This is a genomic window from Paenibacillus sp. J22P143 (assembly GCF_059692035.1).
Genome location: NZ_JCAUAQ010000045.1, coordinates 1 through 22,922, shown reverse-complemented (window position 1 = coordinate 22,922; position 22,922 = coordinate 1). Strand labels below are relative to the sequence as shown.

The 22,922-nt window shown below is 46.4% G+C and carries 22 protein-coding genes, 4 tRNA genes and 1 pseudogene; 21 read left to right on the top strand and 6 right to left on the bottom strand.

What is annotated here, in order from left to right; genetic code table 11:
• Positions 1-33 precede the first annotated feature (33 nt).
• The 4 genes from AC58PQ_RS28710 to AC58PQ_RS28695 all read left to right on the top strand — a co-directional run bounded on the left by AC58PQ_RS28710 (position 34) and on the right by AC58PQ_RS28695 (position 424).
• A tRNA-Thr gene (locus tag AC58PQ_RS28710) sits at positions 34-109 on the top strand.
• A 15-nt stretch (positions 110-124) separates the two neighbouring features.
• Positions 125-197: transfer RNA gene (locus tag AC58PQ_RS28705), tRNA-His, on the top strand.
• Between the two features lie 62 nt (positions 198-259).
• Positions 260-339, top strand: a tRNA-Leu gene (locus tag AC58PQ_RS28700).
• A 6-nt stretch (positions 340-345) separates the two neighbouring features.
• Positions 346-424, top strand: a tRNA-Leu gene (locus AC58PQ_RS28695).
• Positions 425-509: 85 nt separating this feature from the next.
• Here the strand turns inward: AC58PQ_RS28695 and AC58PQ_RS28690 are convergent.
• Positions 510-1,214, bottom strand: a complete 705-nt coding sequence (locus tag AC58PQ_RS28690; protein WP_497247672.1) for a FadR/GntR family transcriptional regulator — start codon at positions 1,212-1,214, stop codon at positions 510-512.
• Between the two features lie 157 nt (positions 1,215-1,371).
• Here AC58PQ_RS28690 and AC58PQ_RS28685 point away from each other — a divergent pair, with 157 nt between their 5' ends.
• A complete protein-coding gene (locus AC58PQ_RS28685) occupies positions 1,372-2,787 on the top strand; it encodes an FAD-linked oxidase C-terminal domain-containing protein (RefSeq protein WP_497247670.1) in 1,416 nt (471 codons plus the stop codon).
• Positions 2,780-4,120 carry a (Fe-S)-binding protein gene (locus tag AC58PQ_RS28680; RefSeq protein WP_497247668.1) on the top strand — a complete coding sequence of 447 codons (1,341 nt, stop codon included), beginning with the start codon at positions 2,780-2,782 and terminating at the stop codon, positions 4,118-4,120. Before AC58PQ_RS28685 ends, AC58PQ_RS28680 begins: the two co-directional genes overlap by 8 nt.
• A 15-nt stretch (positions 4,121-4,135) precedes the next feature.
• On the opposite strand, the gene AC58PQ_RS28675 is transcribed toward AC58PQ_RS28680, so the two are convergent.
• Positions 4,136-5,005: an AraC family transcriptional regulator gene (locus AC58PQ_RS28675; RefSeq protein ID WP_497247666.1), complete on the bottom strand. Its 870-nt coding sequence runs from the start codon at positions 5,003-5,005 to the stop codon at positions 4,136-4,138.
• A gap of 144 nt (positions 5,006-5,149) precedes the next feature.
• On the opposite strand from AC58PQ_RS28675, the gene AC58PQ_RS28670 reads away from it, so the two are divergent.
• The 3 genes and pseudogenes from AC58PQ_RS28670 (at position 5,150) to AC58PQ_RS28660 (ending at position 7,201) form a co-directional block, all read left to right on the top strand.
• Positions 5,150-5,980, top strand: a complete 831-nt coding sequence (locus AC58PQ_RS28670) for an amidohydrolase family protein (protein WP_497247664.1) — start codon at positions 5,150-5,152, stop codon at positions 5,978-5,980.
• Positions 5,981-6,157: pseudogene (locus AC58PQ_RS28665) on the top strand (aldo/keto reductase); the annotation flags it as partial.
• 30 nt (positions 6,158-6,187) lie between these two features.
• The gene (locus AC58PQ_RS28660) at positions 6,188-7,201 is read left to right on the top strand and encodes a zinc-binding alcohol dehydrogenase family protein (RefSeq protein WP_497247662.1); all 1,014 of its coding nucleotides are present in this window, start codon (positions 6,188-6,190) and stop codon (positions 7,199-7,201) included.
• A gap of 46 nt (positions 7,202-7,247) precedes the next feature.
• On the opposite strand, the gene AC58PQ_RS28655 is transcribed toward AC58PQ_RS28660, so the two are convergent.
• The gene (locus AC58PQ_RS28655; RefSeq protein WP_497247660.1) at positions 7,248-8,141 is read right to left on the bottom strand and encodes a LysR family transcriptional regulator; all 894 of its coding nucleotides are present in this window, start codon (positions 8,139-8,141) and stop codon (positions 7,248-7,250) included.
• Positions 8,142-8,220: 79 nt separating this feature from the next.
• Here AC58PQ_RS28655 and tkt point away from each other — a divergent pair, with 79 nt between their 5' ends.
• The 3 genes from tkt to AC58PQ_RS28640 are packed head-to-tail and all read left to right on the top strand — an operon-like array spanning position 8,221 to position 11,518.
• A complete protein-coding gene (gene tkt / locus AC58PQ_RS28650; RefSeq protein ID WP_497247658.1) occupies positions 8,221-10,284 on the top strand; it encodes a transketolase in 2,064 nt (687 codons plus the stop codon).
• 34 nt (positions 10,285-10,318) lie between these two features.
• Positions 10,319-10,975, top strand: a complete 657-nt coding sequence (gene fsa / locus AC58PQ_RS28645; RefSeq protein ID WP_497247656.1) for a fructose-6-phosphate aldolase — start codon at positions 10,319-10,321, stop codon at positions 10,973-10,975.
• A 51-nt stretch (positions 10,976-11,026) separates the two neighbouring features.
• The gene (locus AC58PQ_RS28640; protein ID WP_497247654.1) at positions 11,027-11,518 is read left to right on the top strand and encodes a NanQ anomerase/TabA/YiaL family protein; all 492 of its coding nucleotides are present in this window, start codon (positions 11,027-11,029) and stop codon (positions 11,516-11,518) included.
• 82 nt (positions 11,519-11,600) lie between these two features.
• Here the strand turns inward: AC58PQ_RS28640 and AC58PQ_RS28635 are convergent, their stop codons facing one another.
• Positions 11,601-11,903, bottom strand: coding sequence for a DUF3817 domain-containing protein (locus AC58PQ_RS28635; RefSeq protein WP_497247652.1), 303 nt, complete (start codon positions 11,901-11,903; stop codon positions 11,601-11,603).
• Between the two features lie 178 nt (positions 11,904-12,081).
• Between AC58PQ_RS28635 and AC58PQ_RS28630 the strand changes: the two genes are divergently transcribed.
• A complete protein-coding gene (locus tag AC58PQ_RS28630) occupies positions 12,082-12,462 on the top strand; it encodes an ATPase (protein WP_497247650.1) in 381 nt (126 codons plus the stop codon).
• A gap of 581 nt (positions 12,463-13,043) precedes the next feature.
• Here the strand turns inward: AC58PQ_RS28630 and AC58PQ_RS28625 are convergent.
• Positions 13,044-13,790, bottom strand: coding sequence for a DUF559 domain-containing protein (locus tag AC58PQ_RS28625; RefSeq protein ID WP_497247648.1), 747 nt, complete (start codon positions 13,788-13,790; stop codon positions 13,044-13,046).
• 296 nt (positions 13,791-14,086) lie between these two features.
• Between AC58PQ_RS28625 and gatC the strand changes: the two genes are divergently transcribed.
• The 7 genes from gatC to AC58PQ_RS28590 all read left to right on the top strand — a co-directional run bounded on the left by gatC (position 14,087) and on the right by AC58PQ_RS28590 (position 21,030).
• Complete coding sequence (gatC, locus tag AC58PQ_RS28620) at positions 14,087-14,374, top strand: Asp-tRNA(Asn)/Glu-tRNA(Gln) amidotransferase subunit GatC (RefSeq protein WP_497247646.1); 288 nt, start codon at positions 14,087-14,089, stop codon at positions 14,372-14,374.
• A 27-nt stretch (positions 14,375-14,401) separates the two neighbouring features.
• Positions 14,402-15,859, top strand: coding sequence for an Asp-tRNA(Asn)/Glu-tRNA(Gln) amidotransferase subunit GatA (gene gatA, locus AC58PQ_RS28615; RefSeq protein WP_497247644.1), 1,458 nt, complete (start codon positions 14,402-14,404; stop codon positions 15,857-15,859).
• 36 nt (positions 15,860-15,895) lie between these two features.
• Entirely contained in the window at positions 15,896-17,344 is a 1,449-nt protein-coding gene (gatB, locus tag AC58PQ_RS28610) for an Asp-tRNA(Asn)/Glu-tRNA(Gln) amidotransferase subunit GatB (protein WP_497247642.1), read from the top strand.
• A 62-nt stretch (positions 17,345-17,406) separates the two neighbouring features.
• Positions 17,407-17,898: a GNAT family N-acetyltransferase gene (locus AC58PQ_RS28605; protein WP_497247640.1), complete on the top strand. Its 492-nt coding sequence runs from the start codon at positions 17,407-17,409 to the stop codon at positions 17,896-17,898.
• Positions 17,899-17,960: 62 nt separating this feature from the next.
• Positions 17,961-18,668: an MgtC/SapB family protein gene (locus AC58PQ_RS28600; protein WP_497247638.1), complete on the top strand. Its 708-nt coding sequence runs from the start codon at positions 17,961-17,963 to the stop codon at positions 18,666-18,668.
• Between the two features lie 96 nt (positions 18,669-18,764).
• The gene (gene perR, locus AC58PQ_RS28595; protein ID WP_497247636.1) at positions 18,765-19,199 is read left to right on the top strand and encodes a peroxide-responsive transcriptional repressor PerR; all 435 of its coding nucleotides are present in this window, start codon (positions 18,765-18,767) and stop codon (positions 19,197-19,199) included.
• 127 nt (positions 19,200-19,326) lie between these two features.
• Positions 19,327-21,030, top strand: a complete 1,704-nt coding sequence (locus tag AC58PQ_RS28590) for a glycosyl hydrolase family 18 protein (protein WP_497247634.1) — start codon at positions 19,327-19,329, stop codon at positions 21,028-21,030.
• Between the two features lie 73 nt (positions 21,031-21,103).
• Here AC58PQ_RS28590 and AC58PQ_RS28585 read toward each other — a convergent pair whose 3' ends face one another.
• A complete protein-coding gene (locus AC58PQ_RS28585) occupies positions 21,104-21,511 on the bottom strand; it encodes a YgzB family protein (protein WP_497247632.1) in 408 nt (135 codons plus the stop codon).
• Positions 21,512-21,634: 123 nt separating this feature from the next.
• Between AC58PQ_RS28585 and AC58PQ_RS28580 the strand changes: the two genes are divergently transcribed.
• Complete coding sequence (locus AC58PQ_RS28580; protein WP_497247630.1) at positions 21,635-22,504, top strand: nucleotidyltransferase-like protein; 870 nt, start codon at positions 21,635-21,637, stop codon at positions 22,502-22,504.
• The last annotated feature ends 418 nt before the right edge of the window (positions 22,505-22,922 follow it).

Sequence of the window (22,922 nt, the reverse complement as noted above, 5' to 3'; positions counted from 1 at the left end):
TCCGTCCAAAGCCACCATTTCTTAATTAAATAAGCCGTTGTAGCTCAACTGGTAGAGCAACTGACTTGTAATCAGTAGGTTGGGGGTTCAAGTCCTCTCGACGGCACCATTTTCTAATAATGTGGCGGTCGTGGCGAAGGGGTTAACGCACCGGTTTGTGGATCCGGCATTCGCGGGTTCAAGTCCCGTCGTCCGCCCATTAATTCACAGTGAAGTCAGCTTCGGCTAGCAACTTCATGATTTGCCTGATTGACAGCATGCGCGTATGGCGGAATTGGCAGACGCACTAGACTTAGGATCTAGCGGGCGACCGTGGGGGTTCAAGTCCCTCTACGCGCATTATATGCCGGCATGGCGGAATGGCAGACGCGCTCGACTCAAAATCGAGTCCGAAAGGGTGGAGGTTCGAGTCCTCTTGCCGGTATCACAAGCTTGAAACACGAAAAGCCTTACTTTGTAAGGCTTTTTTGCTGTTCATATGAAGGGTTGAGATGTTTCCAATCCATCTGCTATTTGTTTTTCTGTGCCAATCGTTGAATGACCTGATCGACCTTCGCAATGTGCTGAGACATTCTCTCCGCTGCAAGTTGCTCATCCTTAGCCGCAATCGCCTCAACAATGTCGCGATGCTCCTGCAGAAGCTGCTCTGCCGAAGCACGTTCGGCAAAAAACCAAAGACGGCGCGAAGCCCTCATGCTCATCTGCAGTCGCTCCGTCAAGGATTCCATCATCCCGATGAAGAGAGCATTCTGGGAGGCTTTAGCGATTTCCATATGAAAACGAATGTCTGCTTGTTCGCTTACTTCTTCATTTTCGAGCGAAGCCTCCATGTCAATAAGGATCTCTCTGAGCACCTTCAAATGATAGTCGGTACGACGACTGGCCGCTAAAGTTGCACACCCTGCCTCAATGAATCTACGTACTTCCTGCACTTCCTGAAGAGATTCGCTGTGGTCAAAAAGGCTATTGGTCTCCGTCGGTAATTGCGTAACTACATAAGTACCCCCACCATGTCGAATATCGACCCAACCCATGGCTTTGAGTCCGCTGAGGGCTTCCCTAATGGTAGATCGCCCGACTTGAAAGCTTGCCGCAAGATCAACAACCGTCGGCAACTTAGAACCGGGTGCATAAGTTCCACCCTCAATTTGAGCTTTGATATGTTGAAGCACGATTTCCGAGCCTTTTTGTGGACGGATTTGCTGAAAAACCATCGGTATCCCCCTGAAAATCTTAGATAAAGTTCTATACATCTATTACATCATAAGTTAAAATAGAATAAAAGTCATCTGATCACATGATCACTTATGCGTGGTTTGAACCTTGGTGGATTGTAGCATAGTAAGTTAGTGTTCAAAGGGAGGATTCGATATGCTCGAGAATCAATTAAGACAACAACTTCAGGACATTGTAGGCGAAGCTTTTTATAAAGATGATATGGAATCATTAGTTACGCATTCCTATGATGGGACGCCAATGCTCCAGTCCTTACCTGACGGAGTGATATATCCACGAGATACTGAACAAGTGTCTGCGATCATGAAGGTACTGAATGACCACCGAATTCCCCTCGTCAGCAGGGGTTCAGGTACGAATCTGTGCGGTGGCACGGTACCTGTGCAAGGGGGGATCGTCATGGTCATGCATCGCATGAACGCGATCCTAGATATCGATTTGCAGAATCTGACAGCCACTGTGCAACCTGGGATCATTACGAAGCAATTCATCGAGCATATCGAGGGATTGGGTTTATTTTATCCACCGGATCCAAGCTCAATGGCAATTTCTACGATTGGCGGCAATATCGCCGAATGCTCTGGCGGACTTCGTGGGTTAAAGTACGGCACCACGAAAGACTACGTGATAGGTCTAGAATGTGTTCTCGCTTCTGGTGAAATCATGCGTACAGGCGGCAAGCTAATGAAAGATGTAGCTGGTTATGACTTAACGAAACTGCTAGTCGGCTCAGAGGGCACACTTGCAGTTATTACGGAAGCAACGCTCAAGCTCATTCCGCCGCCTAAGGCGAAGAAAACGATGCTGGCGATGTACAAGGATTTGTACGGCGCGGCGCGTACCGTATCCAAAATCATTGAGAACCGTATCATACCGGCAACACTGGAATTCATGGATAATCCAACGATTCGTGTTGTGGATGACTTTGCGAAGCTGGGACTACCGCTGGATATGGCTGCTATTTTGCTAATTGAGCAGGACGGGGAGTCGGAGATGGTCGAGCGGGACATTGCCCGAATCTCTGAGATTTGTAGGGAAGAGCAGGCGGACGAAGTCAGCATTGCGAGCACACAGGAGGAAGCGTTGAAGCTATTAACTGCAAGACGCAGCGCGTTTACCGCACTTGCTCGCTTACGTCCGACGACGATACTAGAGGATGCAACCGTGCCACGTTCCAAAATCGCGGAAATGGTCCTTGAAATTAACCGGATTGCGACGAAGCATGGGGTTCAAATTTGTACATTCGGGCATGCAGGCGATGGCAATCTACATCCAACTGCGACGACTGATGCAAGAAATCATGACGAAATTCACCGTGTGGAAGCGGCATTTGAAGAAATCTTCGAGGCTGCAATTCGGCTAGGTGGAACGATTACTGGGGAACATGGGGTCGGTTTAGTGAAGGCGCCATTCTTGGAATGGAAAGTGGGAAGCAGCGGGATCGCGATGATGAAAGGGATTAAGGATGCATTCGATCCGAACCATATTCTGAATCCAGGTAAAATGTTTGCGAAAGAATCCAGACGCAGGGTGGTGATTGATCGTGTCTAAGAACCAGGGAGCAACACTACAGGAAACGTTAATTCAGAAGTTGGACTATGATCAATTGACCAATTGTATGCGTTGCGGTTTTTGTCTGCCAGCTTGTCCGACCTTTAAAGAAACGGGCATTGAAGCCGAGTCTCCGCGAGGTCGTATCTCGCTGATGAAAGCAGCTGTTGATGGTCTTATGGAGCCAGGCTTGCGATTCGAAGACCAAATGAACCACTGCTTGGGGTGCCGAGCATGTGAACCAGCTTGTCCAGCTGATGTGAAATATGGTCAATTAATCGAACAGGCGCGCAATGCGATTGAAGTGCATACAACCCAGCATCGATGGTGGGTGCGCGGTGTGCGCAAGCTCGTGTTCCAAGAGCTATTTCCATCTCAACGAAAAATGCAACTGCTCGGGACAGGGCTTCATTTTTACAAAATCTCAGGTATCCAAAAGCTAGTAAGGCGAACCGGTGTAGTCGGCCTATTCTCTAAGCATCTAGCGTCTATGGAAAAAATACTTCCGGACGCTTCTGGTAAAGGGATCGCCCAGCGGTTAGGTACGTATATTCCGGCGCGAGGCGAGAAGCTAGGAACAGTTGGCATGTTTCGCGGTTGCTTGATGGATGTGTTATTCACTGATACGAATATCAAAACGGTGAAGCTGCTGACCGAGGCAGGTTTCGATGTCGTTATCCCGGAGTCACAGAACTGCTGTGGCGCTCTCCATGCACATAGCGGTGAAAGTGATCAAGCGAAGCAATTGGCTAAGAGCAATATCCGAGCTTTCCAAGAGGCGGGAGTCGATTACATTGTCTCGAACGCTGGTGGCTGTGGAGCCATCCTTGTGGAGTATGATCATTTGCTGCATGACGAAGAGGAATGGAAGGATGCATCAGCTTGGTTTGCGAAGCGAGTGAAGGACATCAGTACGATTCTCGTAGAGAAGGGACGCCCTCTCAAATTTGCTGAAACGCAGACTAACCAAATTCCTACGCGAGTTACGTATCAGGAATCCTGTCATTTGCGCAACGTGATGAAGGGGAGTCAGCCTTCCAAGCAACTTCTGCAAAGGATCGGCAACACCGCATACATCGAAATGAAGGATGCGGGCTCATGCTGTGGCTCGGCAGGCATTTACAACATGACGCAGCCTGATATGGCGAATCAAATCCTTGAGCACAAAATGGAAAATGTAAATGCGACTGCCGCGGCTTATATCGTCACGAGTAATCCTGGCTGCTTACTGCAGATGAAGCTAGGTGTTGATAAACATGGGCAAACCGGCAAGATGGAAGCCGTGCATATCGCTGACTTTTTATATGACCGACTTGTGAAACAAGAGGCATAAGAGACGTAAATCAGGTCACAAAGAACCGATTGTCTTCCTAGCAGCCGCAGGCGTCATGCCAAGCACTCTTTTGAACATCGCGTGGAAATGGGGTAAGCTCTCGAAGCCGCACATGTCCGCAATCGTCCTCACACTGGCATCACTCTCATGAAGGAGTTGCTTCGCTCGAATAATGCGTTTGGTCATGATATACGTGGTGATGTTCATGCCGATCAATTGTTTAAAGACTCTGCTGAAATGAGAGGGCGTGACGGAAGCTTGCTTCGAAAGCGTCTTGAGGCCAATGTTCTCACAGAAATGCTGATCCAGATAGAGTAAGATTTCCCTCATCCATAAGGGACCAACAAGGGAGTCTGACATCGGAGATAGGGCATCTGAGCCTACTTCACGTTGGATATATAGTAGTAGCTGAAGCAGCTGTATGAAGATAGCTTGGCGCTGGCCGAGTGTAGGATGTTTAAGCTCATGATGCATGGCCTCTAGATACTGATCCACATGTTGCCCCTGTGTAAGGCGTGTTTCCAGCTTGTAGTTGCGAAGGGCAGCGGCCTGCTCGAAGCTCTGCAAATAGGAGAAGCCATCGCCTAGCAGTGGTGCCTGCAGCAGACTTGGTGAAAAGTATATCGCCGTGGATGTCACTGGTGCTTCTTTATCAGGCGTAGCCCGATGAATCGTATTGCCGGGAATAAGAAACAAATCGCCCTGCTTCATATCATAGAAAGTATGATCGATAAAAAAGGTCCCACTTCCGCGATAAATATACACAATTTCATACCAGTCGTGGAAATGATCAGGGAGCTCGCTTTGCGAGCTTTTTGTGTTTTTATAGGCCAAAGAGTAAGGGAAGGCATCGTGATTATCGAAAATTTTACGAATAGGATCCATAAGAGTCACTCCTCCTGCATCGGGTCCTTTCATAATATCAAAAAACCGTACATATATGCTAGATATCGATATTTCATATCGAAATAATAATGATACAATGAAAGAAAGCGATATCAAATTAGTTGAAGGAAGAGGAGAATCGTCATGCGAATCGATGCACATCAGCATTATTGGAAGCTCGACCGAGGGGATTATGGATGGATTACACCAGCGTTACCTGTATTAAATCGTGATTATTTACCGAATGATTTGGAGCCACATCTCCAGCAATTTAACATGGATAAATCCATAGTGGTTCAAGCTGCCCCAACCCTAGAAGAAACAGACTATTTACTCGCATTAAGTGAGAATTCAGATACCATTGCCGGGGTTGTTGGTTGGCTAGATTTAGATGATCCTAATTACCTTGTTCATTATAAAAAGCAAAGCAAGCATCCCAACTATGTGGGCTTTCGGGTCATGATTCAAGAGATGCCGGATGCTCGTGCTGTCCTCCAACCCCATTTTGTTGATGCTCTGCGTTACTTCGCTGCGGAAGATGTGCCGATTGATCTCCTTGTTGTTGCTCATCAATTAGAGCCTGTCATCGAGCTATTGGAGCTCGTACCAGGTTTGCGCGCGGTTATTGATCATATAGCGAAACCTTCGATAGCAGGGGGTGTGATCGAGCCTTGGAAAGGCCAAATGTCAGAGATTGCGAAGCATCCAAACATCTACTGTAAGGTTTCAGGTATGGTGACCGAAGCCAGTCATTCGGATTGGAAGCCAGAAGATTTTACTGCCTTTGTGCAGCATATTCTAGAGATTTTCGGGACTGAGCGTGTGATGTTCGGCAGTGATTGGCCGGTTTGTTTACTAGCTGCTGATTACGAAGGTGTCGTCAGCGTGGTGACTCACGCATTGCCAGAGGGATGGTCAGAACAGGATGAAGCTCGCTTATTCGGTCTGAACGCAAAGGTGTTCTATAAATTATAGATTCTTACAACATTGGTCAGTACAGCCAATCCGGATAACATTTGCAAAAACATCACGTGGACCGATGAGCCAATGGATACGGAGCTGCTGCAAGAAGTGTTGGCGATTCTGGAGCCGATTCATAATCGTTCATGGATAAGCGGTAGACCGGAATATAACGAAAAAACGTATGTCTAAGCATGTTCTTGAGCGGGGGAGGGGTCATATATGAAAGCGATCGTCTGTGAACAGAGCGAGCTGTTGAAGTATATAGAGGTAGAGGAGCCAAACGTAAGTGAGGGTGAAGCACTCGTTCGCATCCAGCGGATTGGCATATGCGGGACAGATTTGCATGCTTATAAAGGGAATCAGCCATTTTTCAGCTATCCGCGTATTCTGGGCCACGAGCTGGCGGGATATGTGGAGGCGCTTGGCGCTGGAGTTACAGGGTTAGCAATCGGTGATCTCGTCAGCGTTGTTCCTTATATGCACTGCGGTCACTGTATTGCCTGCCGCGATGGTAAAACAAATTGCTGCACAGACATGAAAGTGCTCGGCGTACATATCGATGGGGGCATGCGAGAGCGTGTTTCACTGCCTGTGAGCCATTTGATTAAGGCGGAAGGCTTAACGCTTGATCAAGCAGCGATGCTGGAGCCGCTAAGCATCGGCGCTCATGCGGTGCGTAGATCGGAATTGCGTGCGGGTGAAACCGCGCTAGTGATCGGGGCGGGGCCAATTGGTCTAGGCGAGATGATTCTAGCGAAGCAGCTTGGAGCTAACGTGATTGCGATGGATATCAACGAGGAGCGTTTAGCGTTTTGTAGGGACTGGGCGGGTGTAGATCATATAGTGAACGCGCTTCGGAATCCCAAAGAGAAGATAGCCGAGCTAACAAAAGGCGAATTCCCGACCGTCGTCATTGACGCAACAGGAAATGCCAGGTCGATGACTGACGCCTTCGGTCTAGTCGCCCATGGCGGCAAACTTGTATATGTCGGACTCGTGAAGGCCGAAATTGCTTTTCATGATCCCGATTTTCATAAAAGGGAGCTCACGCTAATGGGCAGCCGGAACGCGACCATGGAGGATTTTGATACCGTGCTCAGCGCTTTAAAAGAGGGTAGCATCGATATTGAGCGATACATCACGCATAGAAGCACATTTGACGAGATGGTGGGTCAGTTTGAAACATGGCTGAAGCCGGAATCGAAGGTTATCAAGGCGATGGTATGCTTGTAAAAGGGGACACACTCTGTTGTGAGCGGAGTGTGTTTTTCTTCGAACACTAAGCTAGTTGCTCCGGATTCTCCAACTCCGCAACAAAAGCAGCGGCAGCCGTCGATAACGGCATATTTTTCAATGTAATAATTCCGATCTTGGTCGATGGAATTCCAGCATCCAGATTGACCTCGAATAAGCTACCCTCCGCTAGCTCCTTTGCAACAAACTCTTTCGTAACAAAGGAAACGCCAAAGCCAATTTTCGCGAATTCAATTAACAAATCCACGCTGCCTAACTCAATATCTGGTTCCAGAAGCAAGCCATTATCACTGAACAAACGGGTCACGAACTTCCGTGAGGAGCTATTACTTGAGAATAAAATGATCGGATAAGTCAGCAACTCAGCGAGTGTAACTTTGTGGGCAGATAGCTCCCGATACTTAGGACCAGTTACGAAGCAGTCCTGAATGGTGATGCCCTCACGCACCTGAAGCTGATCATCATGAATGGGCGTCCTCACAATGCCGATGTCGATTTTGCCCTCTTTTAAATTTTTTACAATCTCAGGTGTCGTCCCATGAACCAAATTAATTTGGATATGCGGGTACTGAACGTGGAACGATTCGAGAAAGGGAAGCAAATAGTGCTTACACAAGGAATCGCTGCCGCCGATTTTGATTTCTCCACTGGAGAAATTACGTAGTTCATTCAATTTTTCCTCTGCGAGAGAAATGAAATTGTAGGCTTGTTCGATATAGGAGTAGAGGATCGCACCCTCTTTGGTGAGATCGACTCCTTTGGACGTTCGAGCAAACAATGCCAGCCCAAGGCTTTCCTCCAATAATTTAATGGAATGAGAGACGCTGGGCTGGGTAATATACAGCTCTTTTGCCGCTTTGGATAGACTGCCGGACCTCGCTGTTAAATAAAAGACTTTATACAACTCAAAATTAACCATATAGACACCTTCTATAGCGAGTATCGAAACTATCAATTATTTGAATGCTCATACACCTCTTATAATAAAGAGTAGAAGCATGAAATACAACCAAATTGAATGGGGGCATTCTATTGTGAATGGAACAACGGTAGGTATTGAAGAATTAAGCATTAATGCGATTAGAACGCTTACAATTGATGCTGTCGAGAAAGCGGCTATGGGTCACCCAGGCATGCCGATGGGCGCAGCACCGATGGCGTATGCGCTATGGACACGTCATTTGAAACACAATCCGGTAAGCCCTAAGTGGGCCGATCGTGATCGTTTCGTTCTGTCGGCAGGACACGGCTCTATGCTGCTTTACAGCTTATTGCACCTTAGCGGTTACGATGTATCCCTAGATGATATCAAGGAATTCCGCCAATGGGGAAGCCGTACACCGGGCCATCCCGAATATGGTCATACTGCTGGCGTAGAAGCAACGACTGGCCCGCTTGGCCAAGGTGTTGCCATGGCAGTCGGGATGGCGATGGCAGAAGCGCATCAAGCATCTGTTTATAATAAACCGAAATTCCCAGTCGTTGACCATTTCACATATGCGATTTGTGGAGATGGCGATTTGATGGAAGGTGTTTCGTCTGAAGCGGCCTCCCTTGCTGGGCATCTAAAATTAGGTAAGCTCGTGGTTCTGTATGACTCGAATGATATCTCTCTCGACGGTGACTTGAACATGTCATTCTCCGAGAACGTGAAAATGCGGTTCGAATCCTACGGCTGGCAGTACCTGCGCGTGGAAGAGCAGAACAACGTCGACGCCATCTCTGCGGCGATCGCAGAGGGCAAGGCGGATCTCAATCGCCCGACGCTGATTGAGATCAAGACTACCATCGGTTTCGGCTCGCCGAACAAAGCCGGCAAGGGCGGCCACGGCGGCACGCACGGCTCGCCGCTGGGCAAAGACGAGCTGCTTCTGACGAAGCAAGCTCTAGGCTGGCCCCTCGAGCCGGACTTCTACGTCCCGGCTGAGGTTTACACCCACTTCGCCCACCACAAGCAGGTGGGAGCTCAGTTAGAAGCGGACTGGCAGCAGCTGTGGAACAGTTACCAGGCAGCCTACCCCGAGCTTGCGAAGCAATTCGAGCTCGCGAACAGCGGCGACCTTCCGGTGGATTGGAACGCCGATGTGCCGCGTTACACCCCAGAGAGCGGCGCTATCTCGACGCGCACCGCATCTGGCAAAGTGATTAACGGCTTGGCGAAGCGGGTGCCACAACTGGTTGGCGGCTCTGCCGACCTAGCGAGCTCCAACTTCACCATGATCAGCGATGCTGCGGCATTCAGCGCAGCAGACTACAGTGGACGCAACTTCTGGTTCGGCGTCCGCGAATTCGCCATGGGCGCAGCGCTGAACGGCATGCTGCTTCACGGCGGACTACGCGCTTTCGGCGGCACGTTCCTCGTGTTCAGCGATTACCTTCGCGGGGCGATTCGCCTATCCGCGCTTATGAAGATACCGGTTGCGTATGTCTTCACGCATGACAGCATCGCTGTCGGGGAAGATGGCCCGACGCATCAACCGATTGAACAGATCCCATCCTTGCGGATGATTCCGGATCTGACACTGTTCCGTCCTGCGGATGCAAATGAAACAGCTGCAGCTTGGGAGTATGTCCTTCAAGCGAAGGAAGGCCCGTTCGTTTTCGCGCTTTCTCGTCAAAACTTACCGGTACTTCCAGGTACAGATACACTTGCTTTTGATCATATTCACCAAGGGGCTTACGTCCTATCTGATGTTGCTGAGGGCGAGACAGCTGCGATTCAATTGATTGCTACAGGCTCAGAAGTGAGCTTAGCACTTGACGTGAAGAAGCAGTTGGCGCAAGATGGAATTGGAGCTCGTGTTATTTCCATGCCAAGCCGTGAATTGTTCGAGCAGCAGCCAGAAGAGGTGCGGAATGCGATTCTTTTGCCTCACGGGAGTAAAAATGTTGTGATGGAAATGGCATATCCGGCTGGATGGGAAGAAATTACGGGACAAGACGGCTTCGTTGTCGGCATCCGCAAGTTCGGAGCATCAGCGAAAGCAGATCGCGTAATTCGTGAATATGGCTTTACCGCAGAAGCAATCGTTCAACAAATCAGACAGAAGTATTTCCAATAAGCGCCCATAGCGGGAGAAAAGGTAGGGGTACAGGATGAAATTGTTTATCGACACAGCCAATGTAGAAGAAATTCGTAAAGCGCACGCGTTAGGTGTAGTGGCTGGTGTAACCACAAACCCTTCATTGATTGCTAAGGAAGGGAGAGACTTCTTCGAAACAGTGAAAGAAATCATCTCCATTGTTGGCGATGTACCGATCAGTGCTGAGGTTGTTTCCTTGAAGGCTGATGAAATGGTTGAGCAAGGTAAAAAGCTTGCAGCATTAAGCCCTAATGTCGTTATCAAGCTTCCGATGACATTGGATGGTCTTCAAGCGACCAGCGTATTCAGATCACTCGGTATCCCAACGAATGTCACGTTAATTTTCAGCTCGACACAGGCATTGCTTGCTGCTCGTGCAGGTGCAACATATGTATCTCCGTTCATCGGGCGTTTGGATGATATCAATCAAGTTGGAATGAACCTCATTAAAGAGATCAGCCAAATTTTCCAAATACATGGGATAAAATCCGAAATTATTTCTGCCAGCGTTCGTCACTCTGCTCACGTCATTGAAGCAGCGCTTGCAGGATCACATATTGCGACAGTCCCTTACAAAGTGATAGAATCGATGAGCAAACACCCGCTGACAGACGCGGGCATCGAGAAGTTCCTTGCTGATTGGGAAGGCGCTAAGCAAGAAAAGTTCTAAGACATGAAGACTCGCCTATTCGGCGGGTCTTTTTATAAGGAGCCAATGACGATGATTATCAGTGACGTGAAGCATTTTGAGCAAGAGCGGCATCTATGGCCGGAAGCTGTATCCCGAGGAATTGAATATATTCAGAATCGCAATCTGGGTGAGGCAGAAGTAGGGCGTTATGATCTTGAGGGCGATAATGGCCACTTGATGTATGCGAATGTGCAAGAGTCTGTGACACGTCCGAGAGAAGAACAATTGCCTGAGTCCCATCTTGTGTATACAGATATACAATTTCTAGTGAGCGGCGAGGAACGACTTTGTTTCTACAAGCTAAATGAAAATGCTGTCATCATAGATAACAAATTTGAGACACACGATATCGCTTTTTACGAATCCGTCCATACGCAACCAGAAACGGATATTTTGCTCAAACCCGGCATGTTTGCCGTGTGCTTCCCTTCCGATATTCATCGGCCTAATTGCCTCATAACGGAATCAACGACGAATAAGAAGATAGTGATCAAAATCCATAAGGATTTGTTGCATCTTTAGAAAAAAAGTCTGCTCAAGCCAACTTCCTTGGCTAGGCAGACTTTTTTTGTTTAGGCTGTTTCTTAGACTTTTTACTTAAGCTTTACTCGCCATCATTCTGGCTCCGTCGGATTCGACGATCGAATACGAACGGACCGAATGGAATAAAGGCCGCAATGAAAGCCGCGAGTACCCGTCCAAAGGACCAGCGATGTAGAAGTGTGACCCAAGCAATCGATAGCAGATAGAGCGAAAATAGAAATCCATGAGCAATCCCTACGACAAAAACAGCTTGTGGTATATCGAACGCATATTTAAGTGGCATGGCAATACCTAACAGAATGAGAAAAGATGAACCCTCCGCCCATCCGACATAGCGCAAGACTTGTAAAGAACATTTTAGCACAGTGAGCAACTCCTTTTATCAATGAAAGTAAACTCATCTTATGATTGCAATATGAATGTAGTATGAACAACGGATGTCAATTGGACACAATCTAGTTTTTTTAGTACGATAGGCAATAGAACGTATTCTTACTTTCATAGACTCTTTTGAGCGGTATATATAGGTAGGGGGAAAGCAGATGCTTCGTCTTGGCGAGAAAATTATCTTCATTGCTGATCGTTTAGAACAGAATCTGCCTATTGGCGGGTATGGCTATTTAATTGCTTATGACCGAAACAACGATAACATTTTCGACTATGTTGTGCGTGTCCCGAAGGAGAACAAACATTACTACGTAACTGCAACGGATATCGAGCTTGAAGAAGTGCTTCTTCAGCAAGAGGCGGAGCAAGTTGAGAGAGAAGCTTTAATAGATTACGCGCTCGCAACGAAAAATGAAGCATTGTTCCTGAAAATCATGAACGGCGAGCCCGCGATTGAACCAGAGAAAGAAAGGGACAAAGAAGTACAGTCCCGCGAAGAATTTATCAAACAAATCGGGCTGAAAGCTTGGATTTAAAATAGGAATGCGACGGTGGAAGTGCGCCGTCGTTTTTTTATTTTTTTGATTTTGTAAAATGGCGATCCCAACCGAGCGCCGCCAAGTTTCCGCCACCCGTAACGCCCAAATGGGCGTTACAACTCCCGAACCGAGCGGTCTCCCCTCCCGTAAGGCCCGAAAAGGGCCTTACAGCCGAGCCTGCCGGTGATCCGCTGCGTTTCGGCCACCCGTAACGCCCAAAATGGGCGTTACAACTCCCGAGCCGATTGGCCTACCCTCCCGTAAGGCCCCAAAAGGGCCTTACAGCCGATCCCGCCGGCGATCCGCCGCTTTTCCACCACCCGTAACGTCCAAAATGGGCGTTACATCTCCCGAGCCGAGCGCCTACCCTCCCGTAAGGCCCCAAAAGGGCCTTACGGCCGATCCCGCCGGCGATCCGCCGCCTTTCGGCTACCCGTAACGCCTAAAATGGGCGTTACAACTCCCGAGCCGAGCGCCTACCCTCCCGTAAGGCCCCAAAAGGGCCTTACAGCCGAGCCTGCCGGCGATCCGCCGCCTTTCCGCTACCCGTAACGCCCGGCGTTACGAACAAATCCGCCTCAGCCATTAACCATCCGGATAGCAATAGCTGGATGTAACCTGTAGCACTTAATCCGCTGTTGTCCATCTCCAGCAGGGACAAGAAGTTGCTTCGCTAGCATCTCTTGTAAAATTCGTCTCGATTTTTTTGCCTCGAATTGGAATAAGTTACTTACATCACGTGGAGAGATCGATTTGCCCGAAGTGAAAGTAAATCGACAAATTTCTTTCTCTACATGACTTAACTCAACCAATTGTTCCTGCTGTTCTCCAAAATATTTTCCTATAAACTGCAACATAATCTGTTCACACATCCGTGGCCGATCTTTCACATCATCGTAGGAAAAGCGTAAGATTTTCCATCCGTCAATCACCAAATGATTCTGGCGTATCAACTGATCAGAAAATTGTGAACGACTAATCGTATTGGCATGTGCGTTGTATCCATCAATTTCGATAGCAAGCTTTAAGGGATGTCGTAAGTAAGCAAAATCAATAAAGCGAGTCCCATCACGAAAATCTTTAACTTCATACTCGGGATGTAAATGTTTAAAATCCCCAAATGCTTTCCACCATACCTTCATAAGGAATAGTCGTTCTGCGTGGCCGTGACCTTCTTTTAATCTACGTAATCGCTCGCCTTTTCTTTTACCATAATGCTTATGCAGAAATTCCACATAAGCTTTCTCGAACCCCTCTAACTTCTCGAATTCCTCGGTTTTTCTAAACTTCCCTAACTTCCCTAACATATCCAATCTTTTAATCATCCTCGCAGACGCCCCTTCTTTTCAGAAAATGAATAAGCCGCTCAGCCTGAACAGCAAATGCTGAACAGAATAAGCGGCGTGTGCTTCACTACCATTTTAAGGAAATATTAACACGAGTAAGCATAGTGATTCAATAGTTTTAATGTTTTAATAGATTCAAAAGATTCATTTCATTTACTTTTTAGCTGTTGCTTCTGATTGCAACAAGTTCAATCCTTATTCTGGATTGAGTTCGCAAAATTTCTGGGATATAATGAAAAGAATGACTAAACGCTGATACAAGGGGTGTAGAATACGTGAGCATAACGAAGAAAGATGTCGATCATGTCGCCAAGCTGGCTAGACTCGATCTCGATGATACCGAAAAAGATCTATTTACAGATCAACTTAATGCCATTTTAAAATATGCCGAGCAGCTTAATCAATTGAACACAGAGGGTGTTGTACCAACAAGTCATGCGATGCCGTTAGTAAACGTGATGCGTGAGGATGTTGCGAAGCCGTCTTTGTCGATTGAGAAAGTCATGCTGAACGCACCAGATCATGAGGATGGGCAGTTCAAGGTTCCTGCTGTTTTAGAATAAGTTAGAGATGAAAGGGAGTGCCTGTCGTTGTCTTTGTTTGAATTAAACCTACAACAAATCCACGCGAAGCTGCAAAGCAAAGAAATCAAGGTTTCGGATCTTGTGGATCAATCCTATACACGCATTGCGCAAGTGGAGAGCAAAGTTCGCGCTTTCCTTACATTAGATGAAGAAAATGCCAGACAGACGGCCGCACAATTAGACGAGCAGCTTCTCACCAATGGAACTCGCAGCGATCTATTCGGCCTGCCAATCGGTATCAAGGACAACATGGTGACCGAAGGTTTGAAAACAACTTGCGCAAGCAAATTCCTATCCAATCATATTCCAATTTATGATGCGACCGTTGTTAGCAAGCTTAAGGAAGCACAAGCTGTTACCATCGGGAAACTCAATATGGATGAGTTTGCGATGGGCGGCTCTAACGAGAACTCCGCGTTCCACCCAACACACAATCCGTGGAACACGGATTATGTGCCAGGCGGCTCCAGCGGTGGCTCGGCAGCAGCCGTTGCTGCAGGCGAAGTGTACTTCGCGCTAGGTTCCGACACCGGCGGATCAATTCGCCAGCCGGCTGCCTACTGCGGAATCGTCGGTCTAAAGCCGACGTACGGGCTCGTGTCCCGCTATGGGTTGGTTGCATTCGCGTCCTCACTTGACCAAATCGGGCCGCTAACGAAAAACGTAGAAGACGCTGCGTATGCCATGCAAGCCATCGCAGGCTACGACCCGAAAGACTCCACTTCTGCGAATGTGGAGATCCCGAACTACCTCAGCGCATTGACGGGTGACGTCAAAGGACTGCGCATTGGGGTACCCAAAGAGTACATGGGCAAAGGGATTGACCCAGCGGTCAAAGCGAAAATTCTTGAAGCGCTCAAAGTACTTGAAGGCCTTGGCGCTGTATGGGAAGAAGTAACGCTTCCGCATTCCGAGTATGCCGTTGCAACCTACTACTTGCTGGCATCTTCCGAGGCTTCCTCCAACTTGGCTCGTTTTGACGGCATCCGTTATGGTGTTCGTTCTGATAATGCACGTAATCTGTTGGATCTCTACAATTTGTCCCGCAGCGAAGGTTTTGGTCCTGAAGTTAAACGCCGGATCATGCTAGGCACTTACGCGCTCAGTTCAGGCTATTATGATGCGTACTACTTGAAAGCTCAGCAAGTCCGCACACTGATCAAGCAAGATTTTGATCAAGTGTTTAACAACTATGACATCATCATCGGACCAACCGCTCCAACCACTGCTTTCAAAATCGGTGAACAGAGCAGTGACCCGCTCACGATGTATTTGAATGATATCATGACCATCCCGGTCAGTTTGGCAGGTATTCCTGCGATTAGCGTTCCATGCGGATTCGTGAATGAACTTCCGGTTGGCTTGCAAATTATCGGCAAAGCATTGGATGAAGCTACCGTTTTGCGTGTAGCCCACGCTTTCGAACAGCACACAGACCACCACAAGCAGCGCCCGCAATTGTAAGTTATTAGTTCAAGAGTAACGAAGGAGGCATTCACTTTGTCGGCAACAGATATCCAATTTGAAACCGTAGTCGGTCTTGAAGTTCACGTAGAGCTTCATACCGCTTCCAAAATATTTTGTGGTTGTGCAACCTCATTCGGAGCACCTCCGAATACGAATACTTGTCCGGTATGTTTAGGTCATCCGGGAGTTCTTCCGGTCCTTAACCGCCAAGCGGTTGAGTATGCGATGAAAGCGGCAATGGCCCTTAATTGCACAATTGCAACAGACAGTAAATTTGATCGCAAAAATTACTTTTACCCAGACTCACCCGATGCTTATCAAACTTCTCAATACGATAAACCGATCGGCGAGCATGGCTGGGTTGATATCGAAGTTGGCGGAGTTACCAAACGGATCGGAGTCACGCGTGTCCATCTGGAAGAGGACGCTGGTAAGCTAACGCATATTGATGGCGGTTATGTTTCTCTCGTGGACTTGAACCGTGCTGGAACGCCTTTGATCGAAATTGTATCCGAACCAGACCTGCGCTCACCAGAGGAAGCACGCGCTTATCTAGAGAAGATCAGAGCGATCATGATTTACTGTGATGTTTCCGATGTGAAAATGGAAGAAGGCTCGTTGCGATGCGATGCGAACATTTCCATTAGACCGTTCGGACAAGAGAAATTCGGCACACGTGCCGAGCTTAAGAACATGAATTCCTTCCGAGGCGTACAACGTGGACTTGAGTATGAGGAATACCGTCAAGCGGAAATTCTCAGAAGCGGGGAAGAAGTGATTCAAGAAACTCGCCGTTGGGATGAAACCCAAGGTAAAACACTCGCTATGCGCGGTAAAGAAGATGCGCACGATTATCGTTATTTCCCAGACCCGGATCTGGTTAGCCTTTACATCGACGACGCTTGGAAAGCACGTGTTCATGCTTCCATTCCTGAATTGCCCGATGCACGTAAAGCGAGATATAGCAGCGAGTGCGGTTTACCTAGCTATGACGCAGCTGTAATCACAGCTTCCATGAAGATGGCTGATTTCTTTGAAGAAAGCTTGAAGTATACGCAAGACGCCAAGGCTGTGTCGAACTGGATCATGGGTGATTTACTCGGATACCTCAACCTGAACTCACTTGAATTCTCCGACGTCAAGGTTACAGGTAAAGGCTTAGGCGAGATGATTGGCTTGATCGAGAAAGGCACAATTTCCAACAAGATTGCCAAAACCGTGTTTAAAGAAATGATCGAAACCGGCAAAGAACCTCAGAAGATCGTTGAAGAGCAGGGTCTTGTTCAAATCAGCGACGAAGGTGCGATCAAGGCCGTTGTCGAGCAAGTAGTTGACAACAGTCCGCAATCCGTTGCAGATTTCAAAGCTGGTAAGGAAAAAGCCGTAGGCTTCCTTGTCGGACAAGTCATGAAAGAAACCAAAGGTAAAGCGAATCCAGGTCTCGTCAATAAATTAATTGTGGAGTGCCTGAACAGCAAATGATAAGGTAGAAGTGGTGGTCCTCGTAGTTAGGACACCACTTTTTTTCAATTTCAACTATAGGAGTGATTCCACTGTCTATTCAACAACTACATTTACAAACGAATGAAGAAGTCTTAACCCTACTCACTCTTCAAATCGCTTCCTATCGTGTGGAGGCTGAACTGATCGGCTTTGATGATATTCCACCCTTGAAGGATGGCATTCAGTCTATACTTGAAGCGAAGGAAACCTTTTATGGTTTCTTTGTTGATGGCCAAGAGGGGCGGACGCTTGCAGGCGCCATTTCATTTGAACGTGAAGGTAGTATCGTGACGATTTGTCGTATGATGGTTCATCCCAATTTTTTTCGAAGAGGGATTGCTAGCTCCCTTTTACAGCATATACTGATAGAACAAGAGCGAGAGAGTGCTACTCGATTTATCGTTTCTACGGGGTCTGCGAATTCGCCTGCCCTTCGTTTATATGAGGGGTTTGGTTTCATCGTGAGACGCGTATTTACGGTTCCTCCTGGTGTCAGTTTGACAACATTCGAACGCCCAGCTACAGGCCAATAGCAAGCCTAGCCTTGTACTTTATCGAAGGGTGCAATTTGATATAAAAGGGGAGCGGTTACACGATGGAAAATCCTTGGGTAATTGATCAGCTACACATCACAATTAGACTCGTATTATCACTTTTTCTTGGTGGCCTAATTGGATTTGAACGAGAGGTCAGCTCTCATGCAGCAGGACTCCGCACACATATTCTGGTGTGTGTGGGTTCAACACTCGTCATGCTGCTTTCGATGTACGGTTTTAGTGCTTTTGTAAATGAGGTCAATGTGCGTATCGATCCTTCTCGTTTAGCGGCTCAGGTTATTAGCGGAATTGGTTTTCTAGGTGCAGGAACGATTATGTTCAATGGGAGATCGATTACGGGGCTTACGACAGCGGCATCTCTATGGGTTGTTGCGGGAATTGGTCTTGCGATTGGAGCGGGGTTTTATTATGCGGCTGTTTTAGTCTGTTTCATGGTTCTAATATCCCTATGGATTCTAAATAAAGTAGAGCATAAGTATTTCAATGGGAAAAAAGTACGCATTTTAAAAATACAAGCCATCGATCAACCAGGTACTTTGGGGTTAATTACAACCATACTAGGTAAACGCAAAATAGATATTAAGCAAATAAAACTAGAAGAGTCGGAAGATGGAAGTAAACCGAATCACGTTCAGATTACGTTTCATGTTACAATTCCGAAGCCATCCATTATTGGCGTCGTGCTCGAAGAAACGAATCAAATTCAAGGGGTCACGGGTGTTGCCATCGAAAATAGTAAAAATTGAAGGAATAGCCGCCATGAACTATCATTGACAAAAGTCAAAGAACAAACGTACAATATAATGTAAGGTTTTAATGACTAACATCAGGTGGTGAGTACCATGGCAGCACATTTAGAACAGGCTTTAGCAAAGTTGAAAACAACAGGTGTTCGGATGACGCCCCAGCGGTATGCGATTCTTTCCTTTTTGTTGGATTCCATGACTCATCCGACAGCGGATGATATTTACAAGTCTCTTGAATCGAAATTTCCTAACATGAGCGTTGCGACTGTTTACAATAATCTGAAAGTATTTATCGATTCTGGACTTGTTCGTGAACTGACTTACGGGGACAGCTCGAGTCGTTTTGATGCGGACATGACAGACCATTATCATGCGGTTTGTGAGGTTTGCGGGAAAATTTCTGATTTTGAATATCCGCAGTTGTCAGACATCGAGACAACAGCAGCGCTGCATACAGGATTTCAAGTTGGCGGTTATCGACTAGAAATTTATGGTGTATGTCCGGATTGCATGGTTACTACCAAGCATTAACTATACGCAGAATTCCTCATTTTGTGCTTTCCTGTTGTATAATGAAACGTGTTCAGCCCTTCTTTAGCGAAGAGCGGACACGTTTTTTCTTTTTCTTTCTAACATTTGCTCAAAAGGAAGTGAAGCGTTGAAATCATCTAGTAAAATAATTCTGATTAGTGCCCTATGCTTAGGGATGTTTGCCGCAGGCGCGGGCACATTTCTCATACAAAAGCAGGCACCTAATCGTACACAGGTTGATCCTGATTATCATGAGATGGTAAAACCAGTTTTTTATGAAGGAAACTATTTTAATTCGAGTGCAATTGGCGAAAAAGAAGGTCTGAAGCTTCCGTTGGATCTTGTTCAGAAATGGATCGATCCGACCATTATATATGAGAAAAGCAGCGATTCTGTCATCATTACCACGAAAGATAAGGTAATGCAAATGAAGACAACGGAGCTCTCAGCGCTGATGAATGAGAAGCCCATCTCTTTATCTTTTCCCGTCGAGAAGAAAGAGGATGTCATTTACCTCCCAATAGAACCCTTGAAACAGCTGTATCCATTTGAAATCCGCGAATCCGCGAAGACAGGTGCGATATTGATCTTTAAGCAAGGGGAAGTAATTAAGTGGGGGAAGCATACAGGCAAGAAAGAAACGCAACTGCGAACAGATGCAACCATTAAAGCTCCGTTTATTTCAACAATTGCTGCAAATGAACAGGTCATGATTATCGGTACTGAAGAAGATTGGTACAAAGTGCAGCTAGAGAGCGGCCCGATTGGTTTCGTTCGTAAAAGTGAAATAACGGAAGATCATGAGGAGACGATACCTCTGCAACAGCAGTCATCGTCCGTATATGTACCTTGGAAGCCAATAACTGGGAAGCTAAATATGACGTGGGAACATGTTATTTCGAAGAATCCGGATACGACCAAGATCGGAGAGATGCCTGGACTCCAAGTCATTAGTCCTACTTGGTTCTCTGTAGCTGATAATGCGGGTCGAATTAGTAATCTAGCTGATGCCTCTTATGTCAAATGGGCGCATGACCACAACTATCAAGTGTGGGCGTTGTTTAGCAATGGTTTCGATCCAGATCGAACCAACAGGGTATTAGCAAGCTATGATCTGCGTATGAAAATGATTAAGCAACTGCTTGGCTTCGCCCAAACCTATAAGCTGCAGGGCATCAATATCGATTTTGAAAATGTGTATCTCAAAGATAAAGAGAATCTCGTCCAATTCGTCCGCGAAATGACTCCTTTTATGCATGCGCAAGGCTTATCGGTGTCTATCGATGTGACGCCTAAATCGACCAATGAAATGTGGTCCATGTTCTATGACCGACCAGCCTTAGCAGAAGTAGTCGATTATATGATGTTGATGGCCTATGACGAGTACTGGGCTACGAGTCCGAAGTCTGGTTCGGTGTCTTCCTTACCGTGGGTAGAGAGGTCCGTTACAACGATTCTGACGACGGATAAAGTTCCGCCATCTAAGCTTGTCCTAGGCGTACCATTCTATACGCGGCAGTGGACCGAAGAAACGAAGAACGGTAAATTAACCGCAACCTCCAAAACATTAACCATGGAAGCTGCACAAACAATTATCAAGGATAAGAAGCTTACTCCTACTTTCTTAGCGGATACAGGTCAAAATTATGTAGAATACAAAGACGGAAATAAATTGATTCGGATTTGGCTTGAGGATGAAGTATCAATTAAGGCGAGGTTAGCTCTGGTCGAAAAGTATGATCTAGCTGGTGTAGCCTCTTGGAGAAGAGGCTTTGAAAAGCCTGTAATTTGGCAAGTCACGAAGGATGCTTTGCCATCCGTCCAACCATGATGTAATTGCACTTATCTTATTTACAAAAAAGAAATCCGAACCCTGAAAATTGGGCTCGGATTTCTTTTTTGTATTAATGAGGCTTATGCTCATGCTCTCGACTTGCTTCGAATTGAGTTAATTGTACTTCTGACGCTGTTTCGTTTTCACCAACTGGCTCATATTGTGGATCAATCGTAAGAATGGTTTTACAGAACATGCAGCGGTCTGTTTTACCCAGCATTTTCGTTCTTCTGCCGCATTCCGGACAATCGATTACGGTTGCTGAAGTAGAAAGCATCCCCGCCCAGAAGTAAATACCCATACTCACCAATACACTGATCATTCCAATAATCATAAAGATGACTGCTATTACTCGCCCTGCTTGTCCCCAATCAAAAACGACGCCAGCAAGTCCTATAATCATAAGCAGCATTCCACCCATGGTCATGACAAGACCCCATAAGCGGAATTCATTTACTTTACTTGATCTAAATCGCACTATCTGTTCCTCCCCAGTCTATACCTCATGATTTGTATGATTTGTCACAGAATTCAGCAGGAAACCCGTTCACCCTTGTAGAAATAAGTAAGAAACAATTGGAGACAGGAGCTTTGGAAACCCATGGGAATAAATAAAGAGCAGTTATTGCTTAAGTTCCGGAATGACCCTAGAATCATTAGCGTCATGGCGGTAGACAATCCTAAGCAACTTCCCTCACTGACAGATGGTTTTGATACGTTACTTTTAATAGTAACGAACGACCTGAGCCTGAACAATCATACCACTAATTATATAAGAGACGATTCACGGATACAAGAAAGATGGACAGATCCTGCTTCTATTGAGCAATGGATCAGGCAAGGGGTAAATCGCAATATTCTTCACTGGCTGTTAAAAGGGGAGATACTTCTGGATCAGAACACTTATTTAGAAGGCCTGCGCCATCGAATACTTGAATTTCCTGGAGACTTGCGCGAGCATAAACTGCTTATTGAATTTTCGCATTTTCTTCGTAAATATCTGCAAAGCAAGGAATATATTCTCGATGATCATATTTTAGATGCCTATAACAACATTCTCGAAGCGCTTCATCATTGGGCTCGGATTGTCATTGTGGAAGATGGATATCACCCCGAAATCACGGTCTGGAGACAGATTCGTGCTATTAATCCTGGGGTCTATAAGCTTTATGAAGAGCTAACAATGAGTAGAGAGACCTTGAAGCAGCGGGTCCAGCTTGTATTGCTTGCTTGTGAGTTTTCTGTTATGTCCAAAATGGAGCACTGTTGTGAGGCGTTTATTCAAATCCTCAGGGACAATGAGCAGCCGCTTAGCTCGGATGAGCTCCAACAGCATTCGCAGTTAGTTGAAGTGAAGTCGGAGCTTCCTCTTTTACTCAATAAACTAGTCAAAAAAGGATTAATTAAAGAAGTAGCTGTTATCATTGATGAACACACTTCAGAAATCGAGTTGAGGTATACAAGTGTATAACGCTTTAAAACCTTTAAGAATCAGGTGTTTTCCTGGTTCTTTTTTTATTCTCATTTTAACGCTTGACTTTGATTGCGATTCTATGATAAATTAACTCTCGCCGCTAAAAACGGTAACGCATTTGAAGCCAACAAGTTATACGATGTAAAGCGAAGTTAGAAAATGATGAAAAAATAAAGCTTGCATTGAATGGTTCGGATGTGATATATTATAAAAGTCGCCGCTAAGCGGACGACGAAGAAAATGAAAGAAATTGATCTTTGAAAACTGAACAACGAGTGAATAAGTACGAACGAGAAATCGTTCAAAAAAAGAGATTGCAAAATCTCGCTAGCAACGCAAATGAGCAATTAAGCTTTCAGATATACGGACAAGCAATTGTCCAAACTATTATGGAGAGTTTGATCCTGGCTCAGGA